A 22,455-nucleotide genomic window follows, 5' to 3' on the forward strand; every position below is an offset into this window, starting at 1 on the left:
ATGCAAAGCAAACGCGCATTGATCATGCTGGCGCTGTCGGTGCTGGCGGGCCTGGCGGCCGTGATTCTGGCTGCCCGCTGGATGGGTCAGCAGGCTGCTGGCGAGAAATCGTCGGTGCTGGTGGCCACCCGCGACCTGGAGCTGGGCCAGGCCATCACGGCGCAGATGCTGCAGCCCATTGCCTGGCCGGCTGGCAGCCAACCCGAGGGCTCGTTCAACGACGTCAAGCTGCTCGAAGGCCGCGTGGTGCGCGCCGGCATCTACAAGGGCGAGCCGGTCCTGGAGCCCAAGCTGGCGCCCGAGGGCACCAAGGCCGGTCTGGATTCGGTCATCAAACCCGGGCACCGCGCCATCACGGTGAAGGTGAACGAGGTGGTTGGCGTGGCCGGCTTCCTGGCCCCAGGCAGCTATGTCGATCTTCTGGTGAACATCAACGACGACCGTGACAAGTCCATTTCGCGGGTCGTGCTCGAACGCATCATGGTGCTGGCCGTGGCGCAAGAAGCCAACCGGCCTGACAACAGCAAGGCCCGTGTGGTGAACGCGGTCACGCTGGAAGTGCTCCCCGAGCAGGCCGAGAAAATCGACCTGGCGCGCAACGTGGGCACGCTGTCGCTGATGCTGCGCAATCAGGTTGATATTGAAGGCACACCCACCAACGGCATCACCCGCGAGGACCTCTTTGATCCGACCGCCGCCGCGAAAAAGACGGCTGCTGCACCAGCGCCGCAGCCGCAGGCAACACCGGTTCGCCGCGCCGCCCCGCGTCCGGCCGCACCCCGCCCAGTCACCGAAGCCGCCGGCACCGTGGAAGTCATCCGCGGCACGCAGAAGTCCACGTCCAATTTCTGAGGGAGCAAGCACATGAAAACACCCGTACTCCACGCCTTGGCGGTGGGCCTGCTGTTCACGCAGACCCTGGCGCAGGCCCAGACCGCAGTGACCCGCGGCGTGACCACCAGCAAGACCGCACCGGTGCCACCAGTGGCCGAGCCCGTGGCCGACGCCACCGTCGGGCCCACGATGAACCTGACCATCGGCAAGTCCACGCTGCTGCGCATGCCCTCGGCCGTGACCCGTATTTCACTGGGCAACCCCGGTGTGGCCGACGTGACGCTGATCAGCCCGACCGAGCTGTACTTGCTGGGCAAGACCTACGGCTCGACCAACCTGATCGTCTGGCGCAAGGGCGCGGGCCCCACCGCCATCGACGTGAACGTGAACATCGATCACCAGCGCATGCAGGCCAAGCTGCGCGAACTGCTGCCCAACGAGAAGGGCATCGAAGTGCGCCCGGCGGCCGACTCGGTGATCTTGACCGGTGTGGTGAGCAGCGCGACCAAAGCCCGCGCCGCCGACGAGATTGCCAACGCTTTCGTGCGTGATGTGAACCGCAGCCTGGTGCTGCCGGTGGTGGCCGGTGACAACCGTGCCGAATCCGGCAAGACGCTGGCGGTGGGCACTGGCAGCAGCGATGGCGGCTCGCAGGCCAACAACGCCAAGGTGGTGAACCTGCTGTCGATTGCCGAGGCCCAGCAGGTGATGCTGGAGGTGACGGTGGCCGAGGTCTCGAAAACCCTCGTCGACAAACTGGGTGCCAACTTGCTGTTCAGGCGCACCAACGCGCAGGGCAACGGGCCGGGCAACTGGACCTACGGCATCGAAGCAGCGCTCGGTGGCGACGGTCGTGGCCTGTTGAGCGCCATCAAGAACAACGGCAACGGCATCGTGATCGACGCCGAGAAGAAGGACGGACTCGTCAAGATCCTGGCAGAGCCCACCCTGGTGGCCATCAGCGGGCAAGAGGCCAGTTTCCTGGCCGGCGGCAAGATATTCATTCCCGTGGCCCGCTCCAACGACAACGGTGGCACCACCATCACGCTGGAAGAAAAAGAGTTTGGTGTGGGCGTGAAATTCACCCCCACCGTGCTCGAAGGCGGGCGCATCCACCTCAAGGTGGCGCCCGAGGTGTCCGAGCTCTCGCAGACCGGTTCGCCCTTCACCACGGTCAATGGCAGCACCGCCATCCTGCCGAGCTTCACGACCCGCCGCGCGCAAACCTCGGTGCAGCTCATGGACGGCCAGAGCCTGGCCATCGCCGGCCTGATCAAGAACAACGTGACGCAATCACTGGACGCCGTGCCCGGCCTGGGCGAGGTGCCGGTGTTGGGCAACCTGTTCCGCAGCAACGAGTTCCAGGGCGATCGCAGCGAACTCATGTTCGTGATCACTCCGCGCCTGATCAAACCGCTGGACGCTGGCTACGCACTGCCCACCGACGGCTACACGCCACCCAGCCGCTCGGGGTTTTACCTGGGCAACCAGCTCGAAGGCTCGGGCCGTGCCGACGTGCCAGCCGATCGGGCCAGGCCCGACACCCCCACCACCCCCGCTGCCCCTGCCGGCGGCCTGCAAGTGAAGTGAAGGAGCACCCGATGAACACCACCATCCGCCACGCCACCACCGCGCTGTGCCTGGGCAGCAGCCTGCTGCTGGGCGCCTGCTCCACCACCACACCGAAGCTCGACGCCAGCTTTGGCAAGGCGCTGCGCGACGCCCGCGCCAACCAGACGCTCAACCCCAAAGCCTCGGAGAACAAGGACCCGGTGCTGGGCATCGACGGCCAGGCTGGCGTGGCCGCGCAAGGGCGGTACCAGGATTCGTTCCGTGCGCCGCCCAAGACCTTCGAGGTCAACAGCATCGGTGGCTCGCTCTCGGGCAACTGAACCGAATCCGCCTGGAGCCGACGATGACCCACCAGCATTGCCACCGCCGCCCCGCCGCTCGCAAGCAGCAGCGTGGAGCCATCGCGATCATCGTGGGCATCACGCTGGCGGTGCTGATCGGTTTTGTGGGTCTCGCGCTGGATCTGGGCAAGCTCTACATCGCCAAGACCGAGCTGCAAAACGCGGCCGACGCTTGCGCGCTGGCGGCAGCGCGCGAACTCACGGGCACCAATGCCAGCCAACTCGACATTGCCGAGGCGGCGGGCATCACCACCGGCACCCGAAGTGCCGTGATGTTCCAGAGCGAAGCGGTGCTGCTCGGCGTCGACCAGGACGTGAGCTTCAGTGCGACGCTCAATGGTTCCTACCAGACGAAGTCGGCCTTCCTGAGCGCCACCGAAATCGCTGCGCTGCGCTACGCCCGCTGCACCGCCACCCGCGGCAACATCGTCAACTGGTTCATCCAGGTGCTCAATGTGTATCCCGGCGTGAACATCGGCAACCAGACGGTTGTCTCCACCGCTGCGGCCACCTTGGCACCGGCCCAGACCACCTGTGCGATTCCCGTGGGTATTTGCAGCTCGGCGCTGAAAGACGCCAGTGGTGCAGCCAAACCCAAAGGCACCTGGCTGGAAGGCGCCATGGGTCCCGGGGCACAAAACCTCACCGGCAACTTCAAGTGGATCGACTTCACCCCGCCCAGCGGCGGTGCCAGCGAACTTGCAGGCATCCTCAAGGGTGCGGGCACCTGCAACCTGCCATCGGTGGGCACGGAAGTGGGGCAGGCTGGTGTGATCTCGTCATTGGCCGATGAGTGGAACAGCCGCTTCGGTGTCTACAAGGGAAGCACCAAGCTGCAGGACATCACCCCCGATTTCACGGGCTACGCCTACACGGACACCAACTGGCCGAGCAAGTTCGGCGCCTACAACAATTTCGCCACCCAGCGTGGTTCCAACGCGGCCCTGCAGAGCGACACGGTCACCGGACTCAAGATCCAGGGTTCTGTCATCAGCAGCACGGACCTCAAAGCACGCGGAGCCGATCGGCGCCTGAACATCGTGCCGGTGGTGGATTGCGACGAGTTCCTGACCGGTACAACGGCTCCGGTGGAGCAGTGGGCCTGCATCCTGATGCTGCACCCGATCAACAACAGCGCGGGCGGTGGTGGCGGAGCCACGGGCAGCACACGCATGTTCCTGGAATACCGGGGCGCATCCAATGACCCCTCAAGCCCTTGTGCTTCGCTCGGTCTGCCTGGAACAGGAACGGTCGGGCCACTGGTGCCGGTGCTGGTGCAATGACATGAAGACCCTCACATCACTGCCCAACCCGCGCCGCCAGGCCCGCCACCGTGGTGCCGTGGCGGTGGAGTTCGCCTTGGTGCTCATCCCCCTCATCACGCTGCTGGTGGGCGTGGTCGAGTACGGTCGCGCCCTGCACCAGTACAACACCCTGGCCAAGTCGGTGCGCGGGGCGGTGCGCTACCTCACGATCCACAACCCATCCGATCCTTTGTACCCGGTGGCCGCCGCGCGTTGCCTGGTGGTGCACGGCAACGAAGGCTGCACCGGTGCTGCGCTGGTACCAGGACTGACCACCGACATGATCCGCGTGTGCAACCCGGTGAGCTCCACCGACTGCCCGGGTGAAACCTACAGCGCCGTCACCACCGGCCTGGGTCTGATCAACCTGGTGGAGGTGCGCGTGGTGGGTTTCCCGTTCGATACCTCACTGCCGTTCGTGCCCGGCCTCAACGACATCCAGTTCAACACCATCCGCGCCACCATGCGGCAGGTGCTGTGAGAGCCCTGTGATGGCCACCCGAAACACCTCGAAGATCTCCCGCCAGCGTGGCGTCGCCGCGGTCGAGTTCGCTCTGCTGGCGATCATCTTCTTCTCGCTGTTGATCGGCATCATGGAAATGGCTCGCGTGCTGTTCTACGTCAACACCGCTGCCGAAGTCACCCGCCTGGGCGCCCGCATGGCGGTGGTGTGTGATGTGAACGACACCGACATCAAGGCCCGCATGGTCAACATGCTGGGCGTGCTGCAAGCCGGCGACATCACGGTGACGTATGCGCCCAACCTGTGCACGGCAAGCACCTGCGAATCGGTCACGGTCTCCGTGAGCAAACAGGTGCAGACCTTCATTCCCTTCGTGCCGCTGACCGCCAGTCTGCCGTCGTTTTCGACGACGCTGACCCGCGAGAGCATGGCCAGCACCGGGCCGGGCGGCGAAGCCAACCCCGTGTGTGCGCCCCCCATTTCTCCTTCTCCCACTCCTCCATGACCTTCAACGTATCCGTCATCTGTGAAACCACCGAGTCGCGCGACCGGCTGGTGGAGCAACTCAAGCCCATGCCCGATGTGCAGATCCATGCCCATGTGGGTGGTGTGCGCCAGCTGCAACTGGTGATGCAGCAGGACAAGCCCGACGCGGTGGTGCTGGAGCAGGGCGCCCCCGACGAGTCCGCGTTCGCCACCATCGAGGTGGCCACCACGCGGGCCTCCGGGGTCATGCTGCTGTTGGTGAGCACCGACACGTCGTTGGCCACGATCAAACGCGCCATGCGTGCCGGTGTGCGCGATGTGTTGCCGGGTCCGCTGAACACGGATGCGGTCTCCATCACCGTGGACTTCCTGCGTGAGTCCCGCGCCAACCAGTCCACCTTCGCCACGCACGAAGGCGCGCTGTTCGCCTTCGTGCCGGCCAAGGGCGGTTGTGGCAACACCTTCATCGCGTCCAACCTGGCTTATCAGCTGGCCGAGAGCGGCAAGCGGGTGCTGGTGATCGATCTGAACCTGTATTTCGGCGACACCGCCGCCTGCCTGAGCGACCAGCGGGTCGAGACCAGCGTGGTGGATGTGGCACGCCAGGCCCACCGCCTGGACGCGGCCCTGCTCAACGCCAGCGTGCTCAAGGCCGGCCCCACGTTGCACGTGCTGACCGCGCCTGAGTTGCCGTATCAGGTGGAGGAGGTCACGCCCGATCGCCTGGCCGCCATCGTGGGGCTTGCGCGCACCGAATACGACTTCGTGCTGCTCGACCTCAGCCGCACCTTCGACCCGACCACCGTGAAGGCGCTCGACCTGGCCGAGCGGGTGTTCATGGTGACCCAGCAAACCTTGCCCGCGGTGCAGGACGCCAAGCGGGTGGTCAAGGTGTTTGAAGGACTGGGCTACTCCACCGAGAAGGTTCAGGTGGTGGTGAACCGCTTCATCAAGGGCAACCCGATCAGCGTGGACGACGTGGAACAGGCCACCCGGCTGAAGGTGGCGCGCGTGGTGCCGGCCAGCGGTCTGGGCGTGCTGGCATCGGTGAACCAGGGGGTGGCGCTGGTGAAGCTGGCACCCAAGGACCCGGTGGCCAAGGTGCTGCGGGACTGGGCGCAGGAGCTTTCTCCCGTGACGGTGAAAGCAGGCGCCAAGAGCTGGTTTGCCAATTTGCGTGGGACCCCATGAACGGCGCCGGCCGTGACATGAACCCCGACCTTTCGATCTGACCACAGGGATACAACCGCCATGAACCTTCGAGCCGTCACCCCGGAGCTGCGCAGCCCGCTGCGCCAGAACGAACCCGATGCCGAGTCCGATGCCGACAGCCGGGCCTTGGGAACTGTCAGCAGCGAATACCACGCCCTCAAGGACAAACTCCATGCCCAGCTGCTGGGCCGCATCGACCTGGAGGTGATGGGCAGCATGAAGCCCGAGCGGCTGCGCGAAGAGCTGGGTCTGCTGGTCGAGCGCCTGATCCAGGAGGCGGGCGCGGCACTCAACGCGATGGAGCGCCGCCGCCTGACGTCGGACATCCAGGACGAGATCATGGGACTGGGGCCGCTGGAGCCGCTGCTGGCCGACCCCACCGTCTCCGACATCCTGATCAACGGACCCAAGCAGGTGTTCGTGGAGCGCCGCGGCCGCCTGGAGCTCTCCGAGGTGGTGTTCTCCGACACCGCGCACCTGATGAAGATCATCGACAAGATCGTCTCGCGCATCGGCCGCCGGGTGGACGAGTCCAGCCCGATGGTGGACGCGCGCCTGCCCGACGGTTCGCGGGTGAACGCGATCATTCCGCCCCTGGCGCTGGACGGTCCGCTGGTGTCGATTCGCCGGTTTGCCACCGTGCCGCTGACCATCCAGGACCTGATCGACAAACGCTCGCTCACGCCGGTGCTGGCCGAGTTGCTGTCGGCCATGGTGCGGGCCAAGCTCAACGTCCTGATTTCTGGCGGCACCGGCACCGGCAAGACCACCATGCTCAACGTGTTGTCGGCATCCATTCCGCACCACGAGCGCATCGTCACCATTGAAGACGCGGCCGAACTGCAATTGCAGCAGCCCCATGTGGTGCGGCTGGAAACACGCCCGCCCAACATCGAGGGCAAAGGCGAGGTGAATCAGCGCGCGCTCGTGCGCAACAGCCTGCGCATGCGCCCGGACCGGGTGATCCTGGGCGAGGTGCGGGGCGCCGAGGTGCTTGACATGCTGCAGGCCATGAACACCGGCCACGAAGGTTCTATGGCCACGGTGCACGCCAACACGCCGCGCGACGCCCTGACACGGATGGAAAACATGGCCGGCTACGGGGGCGCCACCATCAGCCAGGATGCGATGCGCCACCAGATCAGCTCCGCGGTGAATGCGGTGGTGCAGATTGCCCGGCTCAACGACGGGCGGCGCAAGCTGGTGAGCCTGTCGGAGATCACCGGCATGGAAGGCGACGTGATCACCATGCAGGAGATCTACCGCTTCAACCAGACCGGCATGGACAAGGACGGCCTGGTGACCGGGCACTTCCGGGCCACGGGTGTGCGCCCCAAGTTCATGGACCGCCTCAAGGCCTATGGCCTGAGCGTGCCCGATGCCACCTTCGATCCCTCCCTGATCTACGAGTGATGCGATGAACACCAGTTTTGCCCTCTTCGTGGTGCTGGGCTTCGTGGCGGTGGTGCTGCTGCTCGAAGGCCTGTACGTGTACTGGAACGACACCAAGAGCCCCGAGGTGCGCCGCGTGGGCGACCGGCTGCGCGCCATCTCCGCCGGCGGCCAGACCGAGGCTGGCGAGCTCAAGCTGCTCAAGCAGCGCCTGCTCAGCGAAAGCCCGGGCTTCCAAAACCTGTTGCTGCGCCTGCCGCGCGCGCGCCAGCTCGACCAGCTGATGCAGCAGGCTGGTGACGCCAACACGGTGTCGCACCTGCTGGCGATCAGTGCCATGTTTGGCCTGGCGGGCTTGCTGGTGAGCCTGGTGCTGCGTTTTCCCTGGTACACCGCGCTGGCCATCACGCTGGGCCTGACCGCCTTGCCCCTGCTGAACTTGGTGCGCAAGCGCAATGCGCGGCTGCACAAGATCGAGGCCCAGTTGCCCGACGCGATGGATCTGATGTCGCGTGCGCTGCGCGCCGGTCACGCGTTTCCTTCGTCCATGGCGATGGTGGGCAGTGAAGCGGTGGATCCGATCGCTGCCGAATTCCGCATCACGTCCGACGAAATCGCCTTCGGTGTGTCGGTGGACGCCGCACTGAACAACCTCGCCGCCCGGGTGCCGTCGCCCGACATGAGCTACTTCGTGATGGCCGTGATCATCCAGCGCGAAACCGGGGGCAACCTCAGCGAACTGCTGGGCAAGCTGGCCGAGCTGGTGCGGGAGCGCTTCAAGCTGTTCGCCAAGGTGCGCGCGCTGGCCGCCGAAGGCAAGCTCTCGGCCTGGATCCTGACCGGACTGCCGTTCTGCGTGGCCGGTGCCATCAACATCCTGAATCCCAAGTACCTCTCGGTCCTGTTCACGGACCCGGCAGGCATCAACGTGGTGTACGTGGCGCTGGTGATGATGGCCTTGGGCATCTTCTTCATGTGGCGAATCATCGACATCAAGGTCTGAGGAGAACGGCATGAATTCGCAATGGATGCTCCTTTCGCTGGTGTTCCTGTCGGTGGCAGGCGCCACGCTGGGCCTCACGCTCTGGCTCAACCGCAGTGCCGGCGTCAAGCGCCGGCTTGACGGCCTGACCGAGACCGGCTCCGCCAGTGGCCCGGGCCTGGAAGACGCGGCCCAATGGCAAGCCAAGGTGGTCAAGGCGGTGGGCCCGGTGGCCAAGCTCTCCGCGCCCCAGGAGGGCTGGGAAGGTTCGAGCCTGCGGGTGCGCTTCATGAACGCCGGCCTGCGCGAGGCCTCGTGGCCAGCGCTGTTTTTCGCCAGCAAGACCTTGCTGGCGCTGCTGCTGCCGGGTGTGTTCATGGTGTACAGCGGCTTCAGCAGCGTGGCCATGAAGTTCAACACCTCGCTCATGATCCTGGTGGTGCTGCTGGCGGTGGGCTACTACCTGCCCAACGTGATCCTTTCGCACCTGGTGAGCAAACGACGCGAGAACCTGCAGAACGCCATCCCCGACGCGCTGGACCTGATGATCGTCTGCGTGGAAGCCGGGCTGGGGCTGGACGCCGCCATGAACCGGGCGGCCGGCGAGATCGGCATGCGCAGCCAGGCCCTGTCGGACGAGCTGAATCTCGTGGCGCTGGAGCTGCGCATGGGCGTCAAGCGCGAGCTGGCGCTGCGCAACCTGGCGATGCGCTCCGGCGTGGACGACATTTCGTCTTTTGTTTCGATGCTGGTGCAGTCCGACCGCTTCGGCACCAACGTGGCAGAGGCCCTGCGGGTGCAGGCCGAGACCATGCGCACCCACCGGCGCTTGCGAGCCGAAGAGCGCGCCGCCAAGATCCCGCTCAAGCTGCTGTTTCCCTTGATCTTCTTCATCTTCCCGTCGCTGATGGTCGTGCTCATGGGGCCGGCCATGATCAGCATCTACCGCGTGCTGCTGCCCACCATGGGCGGCAACTGAACCTGGTACCACTCCATGAAAACGTCCGTGTTCGCTTCAACCCTGTTGCTCGGCAGCCTGGTGGGCTGCGCCACCCCCACCAGCGCGCCGCACGCCACCGCCGCGCAGGTGCCGGTGACGGTGATGCCCGCGCCGGCCATCACGCCCGACATGCCCGCCAGCGAAGTCGCTTACGCAATGGCCCGCCAGGCGCACGGCCAGGGCCAGCTGCGCCTGGCGGCCGAGCACTACACCCGCACGCTGGCGGCCGATGGGCGCCATGTGGGTGCGCTCAACGGGCTGGGCGTCATCAGGGCGCAGGAGGGGTTCACCGCCGAAGCCCTGGCGCTGTTCGCACGCTCGCGCGACCTCAGCCCGCTGTCGGCCCACGTGCACAACAACCTCGGCTACACCTTGCTGCAATCCGATCGCCTGACCGAGGCGCGGCTGGCGCTCAGACTGGCGATGGACCTGGACCCCGGCAGCCTGCAAACCTTGCAGAACCTGCGACTGCTCTCCGAGGCAGAGCGGCGTGCGCAAACAGCGGCGGCCGAGATGGTGCGCGAGCAGCCGGTGGTCAACGCCAGCGGCGAGGCCGCTGGCGCGCTGGTGGTGGTGGCTCCGCAGATTTATGAGCTGCGAGCAACGACAACCCTGACCGCCACGGCGCCGGCCATCGCGGCCGCCACCGTGCCCGCCACCGATCTGCGCCGCCTGCGCCTGGAAGTGACCAACGGTGCGGGCATCGAGCGGCTGGCCCGGCGCACGGCCAGCCAGCTCGCCAAGAGCGGCGTGCGTGTGGCGCGCCTGACCAACGCATCGCCCTACCGGCAGGTGCGCACCCAGATCCGTTATGTCGCCGGGCAGGAGGCCGCGTTGCAGGCGCTGGTGCAACACCTGCCCGTGGCCGTGGAACGGGTGGCGGTGCCTTCGCTACCCGCCGGCATGCAGCTCAAGCTGGTGCTGGGGCGGGACTTCACCGGTCAGGCCATCGCGGCCTGGATCCACCAGCAGGATGCCGAACAGGTGACCACCCGTCCCCAGGCGGTTGCGCCTCTGAGCTGACCGCCTCTCGCCACATGTCCAGCCTGGAGGAGGGCGGCCACGCACTGTTCGACACCGCGATCGGGGTGTGTGGCATCGCATGGGGCCCGCGTGGCGTGGTCGCGGTGCAGTTGCCCGAGACCGACAGGGAGGGCACCCGTGCCCGCTTGCTGAAAGGGCTGCGGCCCGCGCCGGCGCAGGTGCACCCGCCAGCGCAGGTGCAGGCCGCCATCGATGGCATTCAGGCGCTCATGCGCGGCGAGTCGCGGGACCTGCGTGAAATACAGCTCGACATGACGCACCTCACACCGTTCCAGCGCGATGTGTATGCGATGGCGCGCGCCGTACCGCCGGGCCAGACACGCACCTACGGTGAGCTCGCGCGCGAGTTGGGCGATGTGGGTCTGTCGCGCGCGGTGGGGCAGGCTCTGGGTCACAACCCGTTCGCCCCGGTCGTGCCTTGCCACCGGGTGCTGGCGGCCGGCAACCGGCCGGGCGGGTTTTCGGCCGGGGGTGGCGCGCTAACCAAGCTGCGCATGCTCGCCATCGAAGGCGCGCGACCCTCGGGCATGGCGCCCCTGTTCGACGACCTTTGAACGCTCAGGCGGGCGTTTGCGCCTCCGGGTGCGCGGCAGCCTTCTTTACCTGCCGGCCCAGCACCAGCGAGCGCCCGGCAAACAAACCACCGGCGGCCTCCATGTCCATGCGCTCGGCGTCGCGCCTGCGCAGGCGTTCCATCACCTCATCGGCTTCTTCGTCGGCCGCACCCAGGGTCAGCACAGCCTGGCGGCCCATGGCCATGGCCGACTCGAAGGTCTCGCGCACGAGGTAACCCACGTCGGCCTTGCGCAGTTCGAGCACGTGTTCGCGGTCGAAGGCGCGCACCAGCAGTTCGGCTTGCGGAAAGTCGGTTTTTGCCAGCTCGGCGATGCGCGTGGCGGCGGCCTTGTTGTCCAGGCAGACCAGGATGGCGCTGGCCGAGTGCGCGCCAGCCGCGTGCAACACGTCGGCGCGGCAGCCGTCGCCGTAATACACCTTGAAGCCGTAGAGCTCGGCATCGCGGATCATCTGAACGTTGTTGTCGATGATGGTGATGCTCGCCCCACGGGCGATCACGCCCTGGCTGGCGATCTGGCCAAAGCGGCCAAAGCCGATCACCAGCACGCTGGCCGCCTGGTCACGGGCGACCTCGATGCCCTCCATCGACACGCCCGGCTTCGTGGCCAGGCGCCGGTGCACCAGCACCACCAGTGGCGTGAGCGCCATGGAGAGCACCACGATGGCGGTCATGTTGGCGTTGACCACCGGGTCGATCACTCTGGCGCCCAGGGCTGCGGCGAACAGCACGAAGGCGAATTCGCCGCCCTGGGCCATGAGCACCGCGCGGTCCAGCGCGTCGGCGTGTGAACTCCTGGAAAACCGGGCCACGCCGTAGATGCACAACGCCTTGACCACCATCATGGCCAGCACGCCGGCCACGATGATGGGCCAGTTCCTCGCCACCGCGGCCAGGTCCAGCGACATGCCCACGCTCAGGAAGAACAAACCCAGCAACAGGCCCCTGAAAGGCTCGATGTCGGCTTCGAGCTGGTGGCGGAAGGTGGATTCCGACAACAGCACGCCGGCGAGGAAGGCGCCCATGGCCATGGACAGGCCGCCCACCTGCATGAGCAATGCCGCGCCCAGCACCACCAGCAAGGCGGCGGCGGTCATGACCTCGCGCGCCCTGGCATTGGCCAGCACGCGAAACAGCGGGTTGAGCAGCCACACGCCAGCGGCCACCAGCGCCACCAGCGAACCCAGCGCCAGGCCGATGGTGGCCCAGCGCGACGAGATGGCGGCCGCCGTGCCCGCCAGATCGGGCGGCGCCATGAAGGTCACCACCGCCAGCAGCGGCACGATCAGCAGGTCTTCAAACAGCAGGATGGCGACGATCTTCTGCCCGCGCGGCTGTGCCATGTCGCCGCGTTCACCCAGCAGTTGCATGACCACGGCGGTTGAGGTGAGCACAAAACCCATGGCACTCACGAAGGACACGCCCAGCGGGAACCCGAAGGCCAGACCAACGCCGGTGAGCAGCAGGCCGCACACCACCACCTGCAGACTGCCGAGGCCGAAGATGGCGCGGCGCAGGCTCCACAGGTGCGAAGGCTGCATCTCCAGACCGATGACGAAGAGGTACATGACCACGCCAAGTTCGGCCGTGTGCAGGATGGTGGCCGGGTCGCTGATGAGGCCCATGCCGAACGGCCCGATGGCCAGGCCGGCGGCCAGATAGCCGAGCACCGAGCCCAGGCCCAGGCGCTTGAACAGGGGCACGGCGACGACCGCTGCACCCAGCAAGGTCACGACTTTGAGCAGATCGCCTGCGCTGCCTTCAACGGCCATGGGATGACTCCGGGGGGGTGAATGGGTGGATCGGTGGATCGGTGGAAGGCGAAATTGTGACGCACGCCCCCGCCCTTACACCAGAGCGATCCGACCGTGCTGAGGCAATGCCATCCCGTGGCTGGGACAATGAGCCGCTATGTTTTTCACCCGTTACCTCAAGATGGCCCTGATCCTGGGCCTGCTCTCCGCCATCGGCCCCTTCGCCATCGACATGTACCTGCCCGCGCTGCCCGCCATCGGCAGCAGCCTGGGTGCCGAAGTTGGTGCCGTGCAATTCAGCCTGACCGCGTTCTTCCTCTCGCTTGGCGTGGGCCAGCTGCTTTACGGCCCGGTCTCCGACATGGTGGGCCGCAAGCCGCCGCTGTATTTCGGCCTCGGTCTGTTCACACTGGCCAGCATCGGCTGCGCGCTGGCCACCGATATCCAGACCCTGGTGGTGCTGCGCTTCCTGCAGGGCCTGGGCGCGGCCGCCGGCATGGCGATTCCGCGTGCCGTGGTGCGCGACCTGCACACCGGGGCGGACGCCGCGCGCCTGATGTCGCTGCTGATGCTGGTGTTCAGCGTGTCGCCCATCCTCGCCCCGCTGGCGGGCAGCGGCGTGATCGCGCTCACCGGCTGGCGCGGTGTGTTCTGGGCTGTGGCCCTGGCCTCGGTGGCCGGCCTGGCGCTGGTCCACGGTGCCCTGCAGGAAACCCGCAGCGCCGCCGACCGCGTGGAAAGCAGCCTGGGCAGCGCCCTGCGTGCCTACGGGCTGCTGCTGCGCGACGGGCATTACCTGGGCCTGGTGGGCATCGGCGCAACCGCCATGGCGGGCTTCTTCGTGTACCTGGCTGGCTCGCCCTTCGTGCTGATCAACCACTACGGCCTCACGCCCGTGCAGTACAGCCTCGCGTTTTCGTTCAACGCCATCGCCTTCATTGGCGCTTCGCAGTTCACCGGCCTGCTGGGGCAGCGGTTCGGCCTGGTGCGTCTGGTGAAGGCGGCGGCCAGCGCTTCGGGCCTGACCATGTCGGTGCTCCTGGTCTATTACCTCGCCGGCGGCGACCAGCTCGCCGTGCTGATCGCGCTGTACTTCGTGGCCAGCGCCTTCATGGGCCTGGTGATTCCCACCACCTCCGTGCTGGCGCTGGAGAAGCACGGCGCCATTGCGGGGACCGCCTCGGCCCTGCTGGGCACGCTGCAGATGCTGGGCGGCGCGGCGGCCATGGGCATCGTGAGCCTGTTTGCCAACGGCAAGCCGCTGCCCATGGTGGTGGGCATGGCCTCGGGCGCGCTGATCGGTGTGGCGCTGACCTGGCTCACGCTGGGTGGTGCGGCACGTTCCCACCTCACGCCCGGGGCCCAACATTGACGCTGCCAGACGGCCTGCAACCACCCCAGCGCGGCAGGGCCGTGCTGGTCATCGTGCTGGGGCTCACCCTGGCGGTGATGGACGGCAGCATCGTCAACCTGGCCCTGCCGGGCATCGCGCGCGAACTCCATGCACCCGCTTCGCAAGCCATCTGGGTGATCAACGCGTACCAGATCGCCTCGCTGGTGATGCTGCTGCCATTGGCTGCGCTGGGCGACCGCCTGGGCTACCGGCGCGTCTACCTGGTCGGCATGGCCCTGTTCGTGCTGTCGTCTTTGCTGGCCATGCTGGCCAACTCACTCTTGATGCTCACCGCGGCACGCGCGCTGCAAGGGCTGGGGGCGGCCGGCATCATGAGCGTGAACACCGCGCTGGTGCGACTGATCTACCCAAGCGCGCGACTGGGGCGCGGCATCGCGATCAATTCGATGGTGGTGGCCACCTCCACCATGGCGGGCCCGGCGGTGGCCGCCGCCATTCTCTCGGTCGCATCGTGGTCCTGGTTGTTCGCGCTCAACGTGCCGCTGGGTCTGCTCACGCTGTGGATGGGCCGCCGCGCACTGCCCAAGAACCCGCCGCGCACCGAGGCCGCGCCGCAGTTCTCGTTGATCGACGTGTTGCTCAACGTGCTCATGTTCACGCTGGTGTTCGTCGGGGCGGAGCAGTTGGGCGTTCGTGGCGAAGCAGCCCACAGTGCGTCGCCCATGGGCTGGGCCTTGCTCGGCGCCGGTGTGGCGGTGGGCGTGGTCTACCTGCGCCGGCAGTGGTTTCTCGCCGCACCGCTGTTCCCGCTGGACCTGCTGCGCATCCCCGTGTTCGCACTGTCCATGGGATCGTCGCTGGGGGCGTTCTGCGCGCAGATGCTGGCGTTTCTGAGCCTGCCTTTTCTGCTGCTGGAAGTGCAGGGCCGCACGCACATGCAGGCGGGTTTGATCATGACGGCCTGGCCATTGGCCACCGTGCTGGTGGCGCCGGTCGCGGGCCGCCTGATTGGTCGGTACCCGGCGGGCTGGCTGGGCGGCATCGGCATGGTGGTGTTCGCCAGTGGCCTGTTGCTGGTGGGCTTGCGGCCTGAACACACCACGGCTCTGGAGATGGGCTGGCGCCTGGCCTTGTGCGGCGCAGGTTTTGCACTGTTCCAGTCGCCCAACAACCACACCATCGTGACCACAGCACCCTTGCACCGCAGTGGCGCCGCCAGCGGCATGCTGGGCACGGCCCGGCTCACGGGGCAGACGCTGGGCGCGGTGATGCTGGCGGCGATCTACGCGGTGTGGAACCAGCACGACGGGCGGGGCGAGACGATCGCGCTGTGCCTGGCGGCGGGTTGTGCGCTGCTGGCGGGGGTGAGCAGCTCACTTCGTGTGAGGGCCAGCCGCTAAGCCCTCAGCCAGCGCCCGCACCGACAACGGCGCACAACCCTCGGCCTTGTTGCTGATCGTCACATAGGCGTTCTGCCCGGCGCCGGTCACGCCGGCGATGGTGCGCACCAGCAGCGCGCGGGTTTCGTGGTCCACGTCGTGGATGCGGTCGTAGGGGCTGTATTCCTTGCGCGCGTCTTCATAGCCGTGGGCCCCGTGCAAGGGGTTGAGGTTCCAGCGGCAGACCATGGGCCCGGGCCAGAGCCTGCGCAGCAGGGGCAGTTGCTCCGCGAGGCGCGGCATCTTCGCGTGCAGGCACAGGCACCAGGTAGCGCCAGCCTCACGCAGCACCGCTGCGAGTTCGGGCATGAAAACCGGGTCCAGCCATTCGGGGTCGCGCACCTCCACCGCCAGCACGCCATCGGGCGCAGTGGGTGTGAGCGGCGGCTGGGCCAGCAGCAGGGTGCGCAGGCGCTGTAGCACCAGCGGCAGGTTGTGCAACAGGTGCCGCGGCATCGGACTGAGCTGGAACACGAGCGCACCCACCTTGTGGCCCAAACCCGCGAGTGCCGGCGCCACGAAGTCCTGCGTGGCCAGGGTTGCGTCGAGAAACGCCGGATTGGGTTGGCGACCCCGGCCATCCTCGTCGCGCACCAGCGCGTCGGTCACGTGGCAGGGCGCCTTCACCACGAAGCGGAAATCGTCCGGAACCTGGGCGGCGTAGCGTGCGTACTGGCCCTCGGTGAGCGGGCGGTAAAAGCCGCGGTCCAGGCTCACGGTGCGCATCAGTGGGTGCTGGGCGTAGGCTGCCAGGCCGTCTTTCGAGAGTTGCGCATCGGGGTACTCGGCGTCCCACACCAGGCCGGCCCAACCCGGGTAGGTCCATGACGATGTGCCCAGGCGCGCCCGTGCCGGCAGTGTCGGTGCCAGCGCCTGCAAGGCCGCGTCGGGCAGCGCGGGGCTCACGGCCGAGCGCCGCTGGCGAGCGGGTGAATCTGCCGGTGGTGGGGGTGCGGGCGGTTCGCCGAAGAGCGTGTCTTGCATGGTGGGCGAGTGCCGGATGCCTGGCACAAGCGCCACCCGGATGGCAGTGATGGTAGCCCGACGGGTTCAGCGAAACAGGCGTTGCAACCAGGCCCGCGCGCCCGTGAGCGGCTTTCGCATCGATGTAGGCAACTGGCCTGCCGCCGAAGCGAAGTCGAGTTCAAAGTCGAGATCCTCCGACACCTGCGCCCGGTGGCGTGTGGTGCGCTCGGGCACAGCCAGAAGCTGGCGGTGGCGGGTCAGGGCGGATCGCAGCGTCCGGTTCAGGTACTCGGGGCCGGCGGGCTTGGCAATGAATCGGTATATCTGACCTTCGTTGATCAGCCGGCCAATGACGGCGCTGTCACGCTCCTGGCTGTAGACCAACACCACCACCTGGGGTTGGTTGCGGCGCACGGCGCGGATCAGATCCATCTGCTGCGAACGAGCGCCCTGGATGTCGGTGATCAGCACGGCCACTTTCTGCCGCGTCAGCTGGCTGACCGCCTCACCGATGTCGTCGGTACAGACGATGTTGCTCGCGCTCTTGACGGCGGCCTGCCACTGCGCGCCCGCGTTGCCGTCGCTGTCGAACACCAGCACGCCTTCGTCGAAGGTGTCGGCGCCATCGGCATTCACGGTGTCCTGGAAATCAACCCAGGAGGCCTGCGTCATGCGGGCCACCTTGGCTGCATCGCCAACGGTGTCCAGCAGCTTCTGGTTGTCCCAGGGTTTGGAGATGAAGCGGAAGACCTCGCTGTCGTTGACCGAACTCAGCACGGCGTTGAAGTCGGAATACCCTGTGAGCAGAAGCCGGATGCTGCGCGGCGAGACCTGCCGGGCCCGCTCCAGGAACTCGGTGCCGGTCATGCCGGGCATGCGTTGATCGCTGATGACCACGTCGAAGTTCTCGGCCCCCAGCAGTGCCAGTCCGTCGAGTCCGCTGGCAGCCACGGCCACCTCGTATTGACCGCGCAGCAGCCAGCGCAGGGAGCGAAGCAGGCCGGGCTCGTCGTCGACGCACAGCACCTTGGGCAGTGAAACCTGGTTCATGGTTGCGCCGCCTTGTCGATCGGCAGCCGCACACGAAACTCGGTACCCACACCCACATCGCTGCTGACCTGGATGTCACCGCCGTGCTCCTCCACGATGTTGCGGGCGATCGCCAGACCCAGGCCAGTGCCCTCACCATCGGGCTTGGTGGTGAAGTAGGCCTCGAAGATGCGGGGCAGCACATCCGGCGGGATGCCGCCGCCCGTGTCGCGGATGCTGACTGTGATGAAGCGGGCGTCGGCCTGGGTGGCCACGGTGATCGTGCCCGTGCCCTGGATGGCCTGCGCCGCGTTGTTGATCAGGTTGAGGAACACCTGGTTGAGCTGCGAGACATTGCACTCGATGGTGGGCAGGGGTTGAAACGCCTGCTGCAGGGTGATCTTGGTCGAGATCACCGTTTTGGCGATGTAGCACACGCTGCCCAGCGCGGTGTTGAGGTTCACCTCGGCGGTGTGGGCGCGGTCCAGGCGGGTGAAGCTGCGCAGGTTGTCCACCAGTTCGTTCATCTGACCCATGCCCATGAGCACGTCGCCGAGCATCTCGCGCGCCTCGCGCACCTCGAGCATCGCAGAGGCGAGTTCACGCGCCAGATGCTCGTCATCCATGGGCTCCACCAGAGTGTCGGATTCGCTGGACACCACTTCTGCGCGGCACATCGAATGCCGGATCTGGCGGTGCACGTCACCCTCGAGCTGATCGAGTGCCTGGATCGACATGAGCACGTTGTTCTTGGAGAAGGCCAGTGGCGTGTTCAGCTGGTGCGCCACGCCGGCCACCATCTGCCCCAGTGACGTCATCTTTTCCGACTGGGCCAGGCGCTGCTTGGTGGCGTCGCTCTCACGGGCCTGGCGCTCGATGACGGTCTGCGCACGGCGCACGATGCTCAGCAGCACGACATACAGCAAGGCCAGCAGGCCCGCCACGATGAGCAACTGCTGGTTGGAGCTGCTCTGCACCTGCTGGTGGTTGGTGGCGGCCTGTTCGGCCAGGCGGGTCTGGTTGGCCAGCGCGACCTGCTTGAACTCGCTGGACGTGGCCTTGATCTGACCGAGGAAAGGTGTCACGTCGGCGTACACCTCGAACACCCCGACAGTTTTCTGGCTACCCGGTTCGATCACGGGAAGGTAGCTGGCGATCAGGTCGCGGTTCTGGACGACGCCCTGCAACGCGCTGAACTTGTCGCGAAAGGTGAGTTCGCTGATCGCCTTGCCTTCGCGGGCCGCCGTCTTCCAGCCCGCGCTGCCCGATTTGTCTTCACCAATCTGCGCCAGTTCGGTGGAATAGACGGTGATGCCGCTCAGGTCATACACCTTGATCTTGAAGATCGTGCTGCCCTGCATGGCCTCGCGCACCCGCGCATCCAGCGAGGCAAAGCTGCCCAGCGCCTGCAGCTTCGCGCCTGTTTCCTTGAAGCATGCCTTCTTCTCCGGCGTGGCACCGGTCTTGCCATTGACATCGGTTGTGTCGGGCATCGCCCTGCAGTGCGTGAAGTCGACCGAGCCGATGTCGGCCAGGTAGGGGGTGATGTCGCTGGTCCACAGGGCGTTGGAGAAAAGCCGCGTCAGATTCAAGTTGCCTTGCTCGTTCACGGCGAGCAGGTCGCGCCGCGCCACGGCATCGGCGCGGGTCACGAAATCGGTCTGGATCCCGCCCAGCATTTGCGCTTCGTTGGCCTGCACCTCCTGAAAGAAGTTGGACTGGCGGTGTTCGAAGTACATCAGGGTGGCGGCGACCACACCGAAGGCCACCAGACTGGTGACCGTGAAGTAACGGGTCAAGCGAAAGTAGTTGCTCATGAGATCTCCAGCGGAGTGATGAAACCGAGGCAATCAGTTCAAGACGGTTCTCGTGCTGATGAGCTTGTCGGGCTGGCTGAGATACTAGGTAGGGGTATCAAATCAACCCATACTCCAAGGGAAGTATTTCGTAATCGAACCCCAAGCCATTGGTGACAAAAGTCATGGTCGAATAGGAAAAAAGTCCTCAATCAAGCCCCTCGGCCTGACCGAAAAGCCGCCTGACCACGTGTGGCAAACTCCCCCCGCTTTTTCAACCACACCGACATTCGCCCCAGAGGCGAGCAGAGCCACAGATGCAGAACATCGTTGCGCAGATCGCGCAGGAAATCCGGGTTGGCGTTCACCAGGTCCAGGCCGCCGTGGACCTCATCGACGGCGGTGCCACGGTGCCGTTCATTGCGCGTTACCGCAAGGAAGCCACTGGCGGGCTGGACGACATCCAACTGCGCGAACTGGCCTACCGGTTGGAGTACCTGCGCGAACTTGAAGCCCGCCGCGAAACCATCCTCAAGAGCATTGATGAGCAGGGCAAACTCACGCCCGAGTTGCGCGCGGCCGTGATGCTGGCCGCCACCAAGCAGGAGCTGGAAGACCTCTACCTGCCGTTCAAGCAACGCCGGCGCACCAAGGGCCTCATTGCCCGGGAGTTCGGCATCGAACCCCTGGCCGACAAATTGTTTGCCGATCCCACACTGGACCCCACGGCCGAGGCCGCCGCCTTCACCCGCCCACCCGAGGTGCTGGACGACGGCAAACCCGGTGCCGATTTCTCCACCGTGCCCGCCGTGCTCGATGGCGTGCGTGACATCCTCTCCGAGCGCTGGGCCGAAGACGCAGCGCTGCTGCAGAACCTTCGCGAATGGCTCTGGAGCGAAGGTCTGCTCAAGAGCACGCTGGTGGCGGGCAAGGACGAGAACGCGCCCGAGGTGGCGAAGTTTCGTGACTACTTCGACTACGACGAGCCAATTGCCCGCGTGCCCTCGCACCGCGCGCTGGCCGTGTTTCGTGGCCGCTCGCTGGAGATCCTGGACGCCAAGCTGGTGCTGCCCGAACCTGAGGTGGCGGCTTCGACAGGCTCAGCCCGAGCGGTGGCTGTGCCGTCCCTCGCCGAAGGCCGCATCGCCCTGCACCTGGGCTGGAGCCACAAGGGCCGAGCAGCCGATGACCTGCTGCGCAAGTGCGTGGCCTGGACCTGGCGTGTGAAGCTCTCGCTGTCCAGCGAGCGCGACCTCTTTGCCCGCCTGCGCGAGAGCGCCGAAGGCGTGGCGATCAAGGTGTTCGCGGACAACCTGCGCGACCTGCTGCTGGCTGCGCCCGCCGGGCCCAAGGTGGTGATGGGCCTGGACCCGGGCATCCGCACCGGCGTGAAAGTGGCTGTGGTGGACGCCACTGGCAAGCTGGTCGACACCGCCACGGTGTACCCACACGAGCCCAGGCGCGACTGGGACGGCGCCTTGCACACGCTGCGCCTGCTGAGCGAGAAACACGGCGTGAACCTGATCGCCATCGGCAACGGCACGGCGAGCCGCGAGACCGACAAGCTGGCCGCCGACCTGATCAAGCTGCTGGAGAAGCACCCCGCCGTTCGGGCTGAGCCTGTCGAAGCCGCCGCAAGCCCTTCGACAAGCTCAGGGCCAACGGATTCCATCCAGAAAGTCGTGGTGAGCGAGGCGGGCGCTTCGGTGTATTCCGCCAGCGAATTTGCCTCTCTGGAAATGCCCGACGTGGACGTGAGCCTGCGCGGTGCGGCCAGCATCGCGCGCCGCCTGCAGGACCCGCTGGCCGAGCTGGTGAAGATCGACCCCAAGAGCATCGGTGTGGGCCAGTACCAGCATGACGTGAACCAGAGCGAACTGGCGCGCACGCTGGACGCGGTGGTGGAAGATTGCGTGAACGGCGTGGGCGTGGACCTCAACACCGCCAGCGTGCCGCTGCTCTCCAAAGTGTCGGGCCTGTCGGCCAGCGTGGCCAAGGCCGTGGTGCGCTGGCGCGAGGCGCACGGCGCGTTCAAAAACCGCCAGCAACTCATGGACGTGGCCGGCCTGGGCGCCAAGACCTTCGAACAGAGCGCGGGCTTCCTGCGCATTCGCGGTGGCGACAACCCGCTGGACATGACCGGCGTGCATCCCGAGACCTACCCGGTGGTGGAGCAGATCATGAAAACCACCGGCAAACCGGTGGCCGAGCTCATGGGCCGCGCCGACATGCTCAAGACCTTGCGCCCCGAGCTGTTCGCCAACGAGCGCTTCGGCGTGATCACCGTCAAGGACATCCTGGGCGAGCTGGAAAAACCCGGTCGCGACCCGCGCCCCGACTTCCAGGTGGCGCGCTTCAACGAGGGCGTGGACGACATCAGCGACCTGCGCGAGGGCATGATCCTGGAGGGTACGGTGAGCAACGTGGCCCAGTTCGGCGCCTTCATCGACCTGGGTGTGCACCAGGACGGGCTGGTGCACGTGAGCCAGCTGGCGCACAAGTTTGTCAACGACGCCCGCGAGATCGTCAAGACCGGCGACATCGTCAAGGTCAAGGTGATGGAAGTGGACGTGGCGCGCAAGCGCATCGGCCTGTCGATGAAGCTCGGCGATGCGCCCGGGCGCAGCGGCGGGCAGGGCGCGGGGCCGCGTGACAACCGTTTCGAGCCGTTGCGTTCGGACCGTTCGCAAGGGCGCAACGCGCCCAGCGGCCCCGCCACTCCCGCGCAATCGGCCATGGCTTCGGCGTTTGCCCGGCTCCAGAGTGCCGGCAAAGACACGAAGCGGTGAAAAAGGCGGGATAAAGCCGCACAGAACGCCGCCAAGTTGGGTTCGGTACCCGGGCTCAAGTTGGGTGCACACAAGCCGATACACAGGAAGAAACGTTTTCATCAGACTTCACGGCGTCCCCACA

19 protein-coding genes are annotated in these 22,455 nt (G+C 66.5%); 15 read left to right on the forward strand and 4 right to left on the reverse strand.

Features of this window, described 5'->3' with window-relative positions:
- The 12 genes from cpaB to F9Z44_RS10815 are packed head-to-tail and all read left to right on the forward strand — an operon-like array spanning position 1 to position 11,184.
- Positions 1 to 852 (forward strand): Flp pilus assembly protein CpaB, encoded by an 852-nt coding sequence (gene cpaB / locus F9Z44_RS10760; RefSeq protein ID WP_159605988.1) that lies wholly within the window; start codon positions 1 to 3, stop codon positions 850 to 852.
- Between the two features lie 12 nt (positions 853 to 864).
- Positions 865 to 2,424 (forward strand): type II and III secretion system protein family protein, encoded by a 1,560-nt coding sequence (locus F9Z44_RS10765; RefSeq protein ID WP_159605990.1) that lies wholly within the window; start codon positions 865 to 867, stop codon positions 2,422 to 2,424.
- 11 nt (positions 2,425 to 2,435) lie between these two features.
- Complete coding sequence (locus tag F9Z44_RS10770; protein ID WP_159605992.1) at positions 2,436 to 2,726, forward strand: hypothetical protein; 291 nt, start codon at positions 2,436 to 2,438, stop codon at positions 2,724 to 2,726.
- Positions 2,727 to 2,749: 23 nt separating this feature from the next.
- Entirely contained in the window at positions 2,750 to 4,030 is a 1,281-nt protein-coding gene (locus F9Z44_RS10775) for a pilus assembly protein TadG-related protein (RefSeq protein WP_159605994.1), read from the forward strand.
- A 1-nt stretch (position 4,031) separates the two neighbouring features.
- Positions 4,032 to 4,532 carry a TadE/TadG family type IV pilus assembly protein gene (locus F9Z44_RS10780; protein ID WP_159605996.1) on the forward strand — a complete coding sequence of 167 codons (501 nt, stop codon included), beginning with the start codon at positions 4,032 to 4,034 and terminating at the stop codon, positions 4,530 to 4,532.
- Between the two features lie 10 nt (positions 4,533 to 4,542).
- Positions 4,543 to 5,019, forward strand: coding sequence for a TadE/TadG family type IV pilus assembly protein (locus F9Z44_RS10785; protein WP_159605998.1), 477 nt, complete (start codon positions 4,543 to 4,545; stop codon positions 5,017 to 5,019).
- Positions 5,016 to 6,191, forward strand: coding sequence for an AAA family ATPase (locus F9Z44_RS10790; RefSeq protein WP_159606000.1), 1,176 nt, complete (start codon positions 5,016 to 5,018; stop codon positions 6,189 to 6,191). Before F9Z44_RS10785 ends, F9Z44_RS10790 begins: the two co-directional genes overlap by 4 nt.
- 60 nt (positions 6,192 to 6,251) lie before the next feature.
- Entirely contained in the window at positions 6,252 to 7,625 is a 1,374-nt protein-coding gene (locus F9Z44_RS10795) for a CpaF family protein (RefSeq protein WP_159606002.1), read from the forward strand.
- Between the two features lie 4 nt (positions 7,626 to 7,629).
- On the forward strand, positions 7,630 to 8,607 hold the full coding sequence (locus F9Z44_RS10800; RefSeq protein WP_159606004.1) for a type II secretion system F family protein: 978 nt from the start codon (positions 7,630 to 7,632) through the stop codon (positions 8,605 to 8,607).
- 10 nt (positions 8,608 to 8,617) lie between these two features.
- Entirely contained in the window at positions 8,618 to 9,565 is a 948-nt protein-coding gene (locus F9Z44_RS10805) for a type II secretion system F family protein (protein WP_159606006.1), read from the forward strand.
- Between the two features lie 15 nt (positions 9,566 to 9,580).
- On the forward strand, positions 9,581 to 10,609 hold the full coding sequence (locus tag F9Z44_RS10810) for a LytR C-terminal domain-containing protein (protein WP_159606008.1): 1,029 nt from the start codon (positions 9,581 to 9,583) through the stop codon (positions 10,607 to 10,609).
- A 14-nt stretch (positions 10,610 to 10,623) separates the two neighbouring features.
- Positions 10,624 to 11,184 carry a methylated-DNA--[protein]-cysteine S-methyltransferase gene (locus F9Z44_RS10815; RefSeq protein WP_159606010.1) on the forward strand — a complete coding sequence of 187 codons (561 nt, stop codon included), beginning with the start codon at positions 10,624 to 10,626 and terminating at the stop codon, positions 11,182 to 11,184.
- 4 nt (positions 11,185 to 11,188) lie between these two features.
- On the opposite strand, the gene F9Z44_RS10820 is transcribed toward F9Z44_RS10815, so the two are convergent.
- A complete protein-coding gene (locus tag F9Z44_RS10820) occupies positions 11,189 to 12,976 on the reverse strand; it encodes a monovalent cation:proton antiporter-2 (CPA2) family protein (protein ID WP_159606012.1) in 1,788 nt (595 codons plus the stop codon).
- 139 nt (positions 12,977 to 13,115) lie between these two features.
- Here F9Z44_RS10820 and F9Z44_RS10825 point away from each other — a divergent pair, with 139 nt between their 5' ends.
- Both F9Z44_RS10825 and F9Z44_RS10830 read left to right on the forward strand, forming a co-directional pair.
- Positions 13,116 to 14,330, forward strand: a complete 1,215-nt coding sequence (locus F9Z44_RS10825) for a multidrug effflux MFS transporter (protein ID WP_159606014.1) — start codon at positions 13,116 to 13,118, stop codon at positions 14,328 to 14,330.
- Positions 14,327 to 15,712: an MFS transporter gene (locus tag F9Z44_RS10830; RefSeq protein ID WP_236574099.1), complete on the forward strand. Its 1,386-nt coding sequence runs from the start codon at positions 14,327 to 14,329 to the stop codon at positions 15,710 to 15,712. The genes F9Z44_RS10825 and F9Z44_RS10830 overlap by 4 nt, the downstream gene beginning before the upstream one ends.
- On the opposite strand, the gene F9Z44_RS10835 is transcribed toward F9Z44_RS10830, so the two are convergent.
- From F9Z44_RS10835 to F9Z44_RS10845, 3 genes are all read right to left on the reverse strand, one after another.
- Positions 15,686 to 16,735 carry a DUF72 domain-containing protein gene (locus tag F9Z44_RS10835; RefSeq protein ID WP_159606016.1) on the reverse strand — a complete coding sequence of 350 codons (1,050 nt, stop codon included), beginning with the start codon at positions 16,733 to 16,735 and terminating at the stop codon, positions 15,686 to 15,688. The genes F9Z44_RS10830 and F9Z44_RS10835 overlap by 27 nt on opposite strands.
- Before the next feature lie 66 nt (positions 16,736 to 16,801).
- Complete coding sequence (locus tag F9Z44_RS10840) at positions 16,802 to 17,767, reverse strand: response regulator (protein ID WP_159606018.1); 966 nt, start codon at positions 17,765 to 17,767, stop codon at positions 16,802 to 16,804.
- Positions 17,764 to 19,563: a sensor histidine kinase gene (locus F9Z44_RS10845; RefSeq protein WP_159606020.1), complete on the reverse strand. Its 1,800-nt coding sequence runs from the start codon at positions 19,561 to 19,563 to the stop codon at positions 17,764 to 17,766. The genes F9Z44_RS10840 and F9Z44_RS10845 overlap by 4 nt, the downstream gene beginning before the upstream one ends.
- A gap of 296 nt (positions 19,564 to 19,859) precedes the next feature.
- Here F9Z44_RS10845 and F9Z44_RS10850 point away from each other — a divergent pair, with 296 nt between their 5' ends.
- On the forward strand, positions 19,860 to 22,331 hold the full coding sequence (locus F9Z44_RS10850; RefSeq protein WP_159606022.1) for a Tex family protein: 2,472 nt from the start codon (positions 19,860 to 19,862) through the stop codon (positions 22,329 to 22,331).
- Positions 22,332 to 22,455 lie beyond the last annotated feature (124 nt).

It is taken from the genome of Hydrogenophaga sp. PBL-H3 (genome assembly GCF_010104355.1).
Lineage (GTDB): Bacteria > Pseudomonadota > Gammaproteobacteria > Burkholderiales > Burkholderiaceae_C > Hydrogenophaga.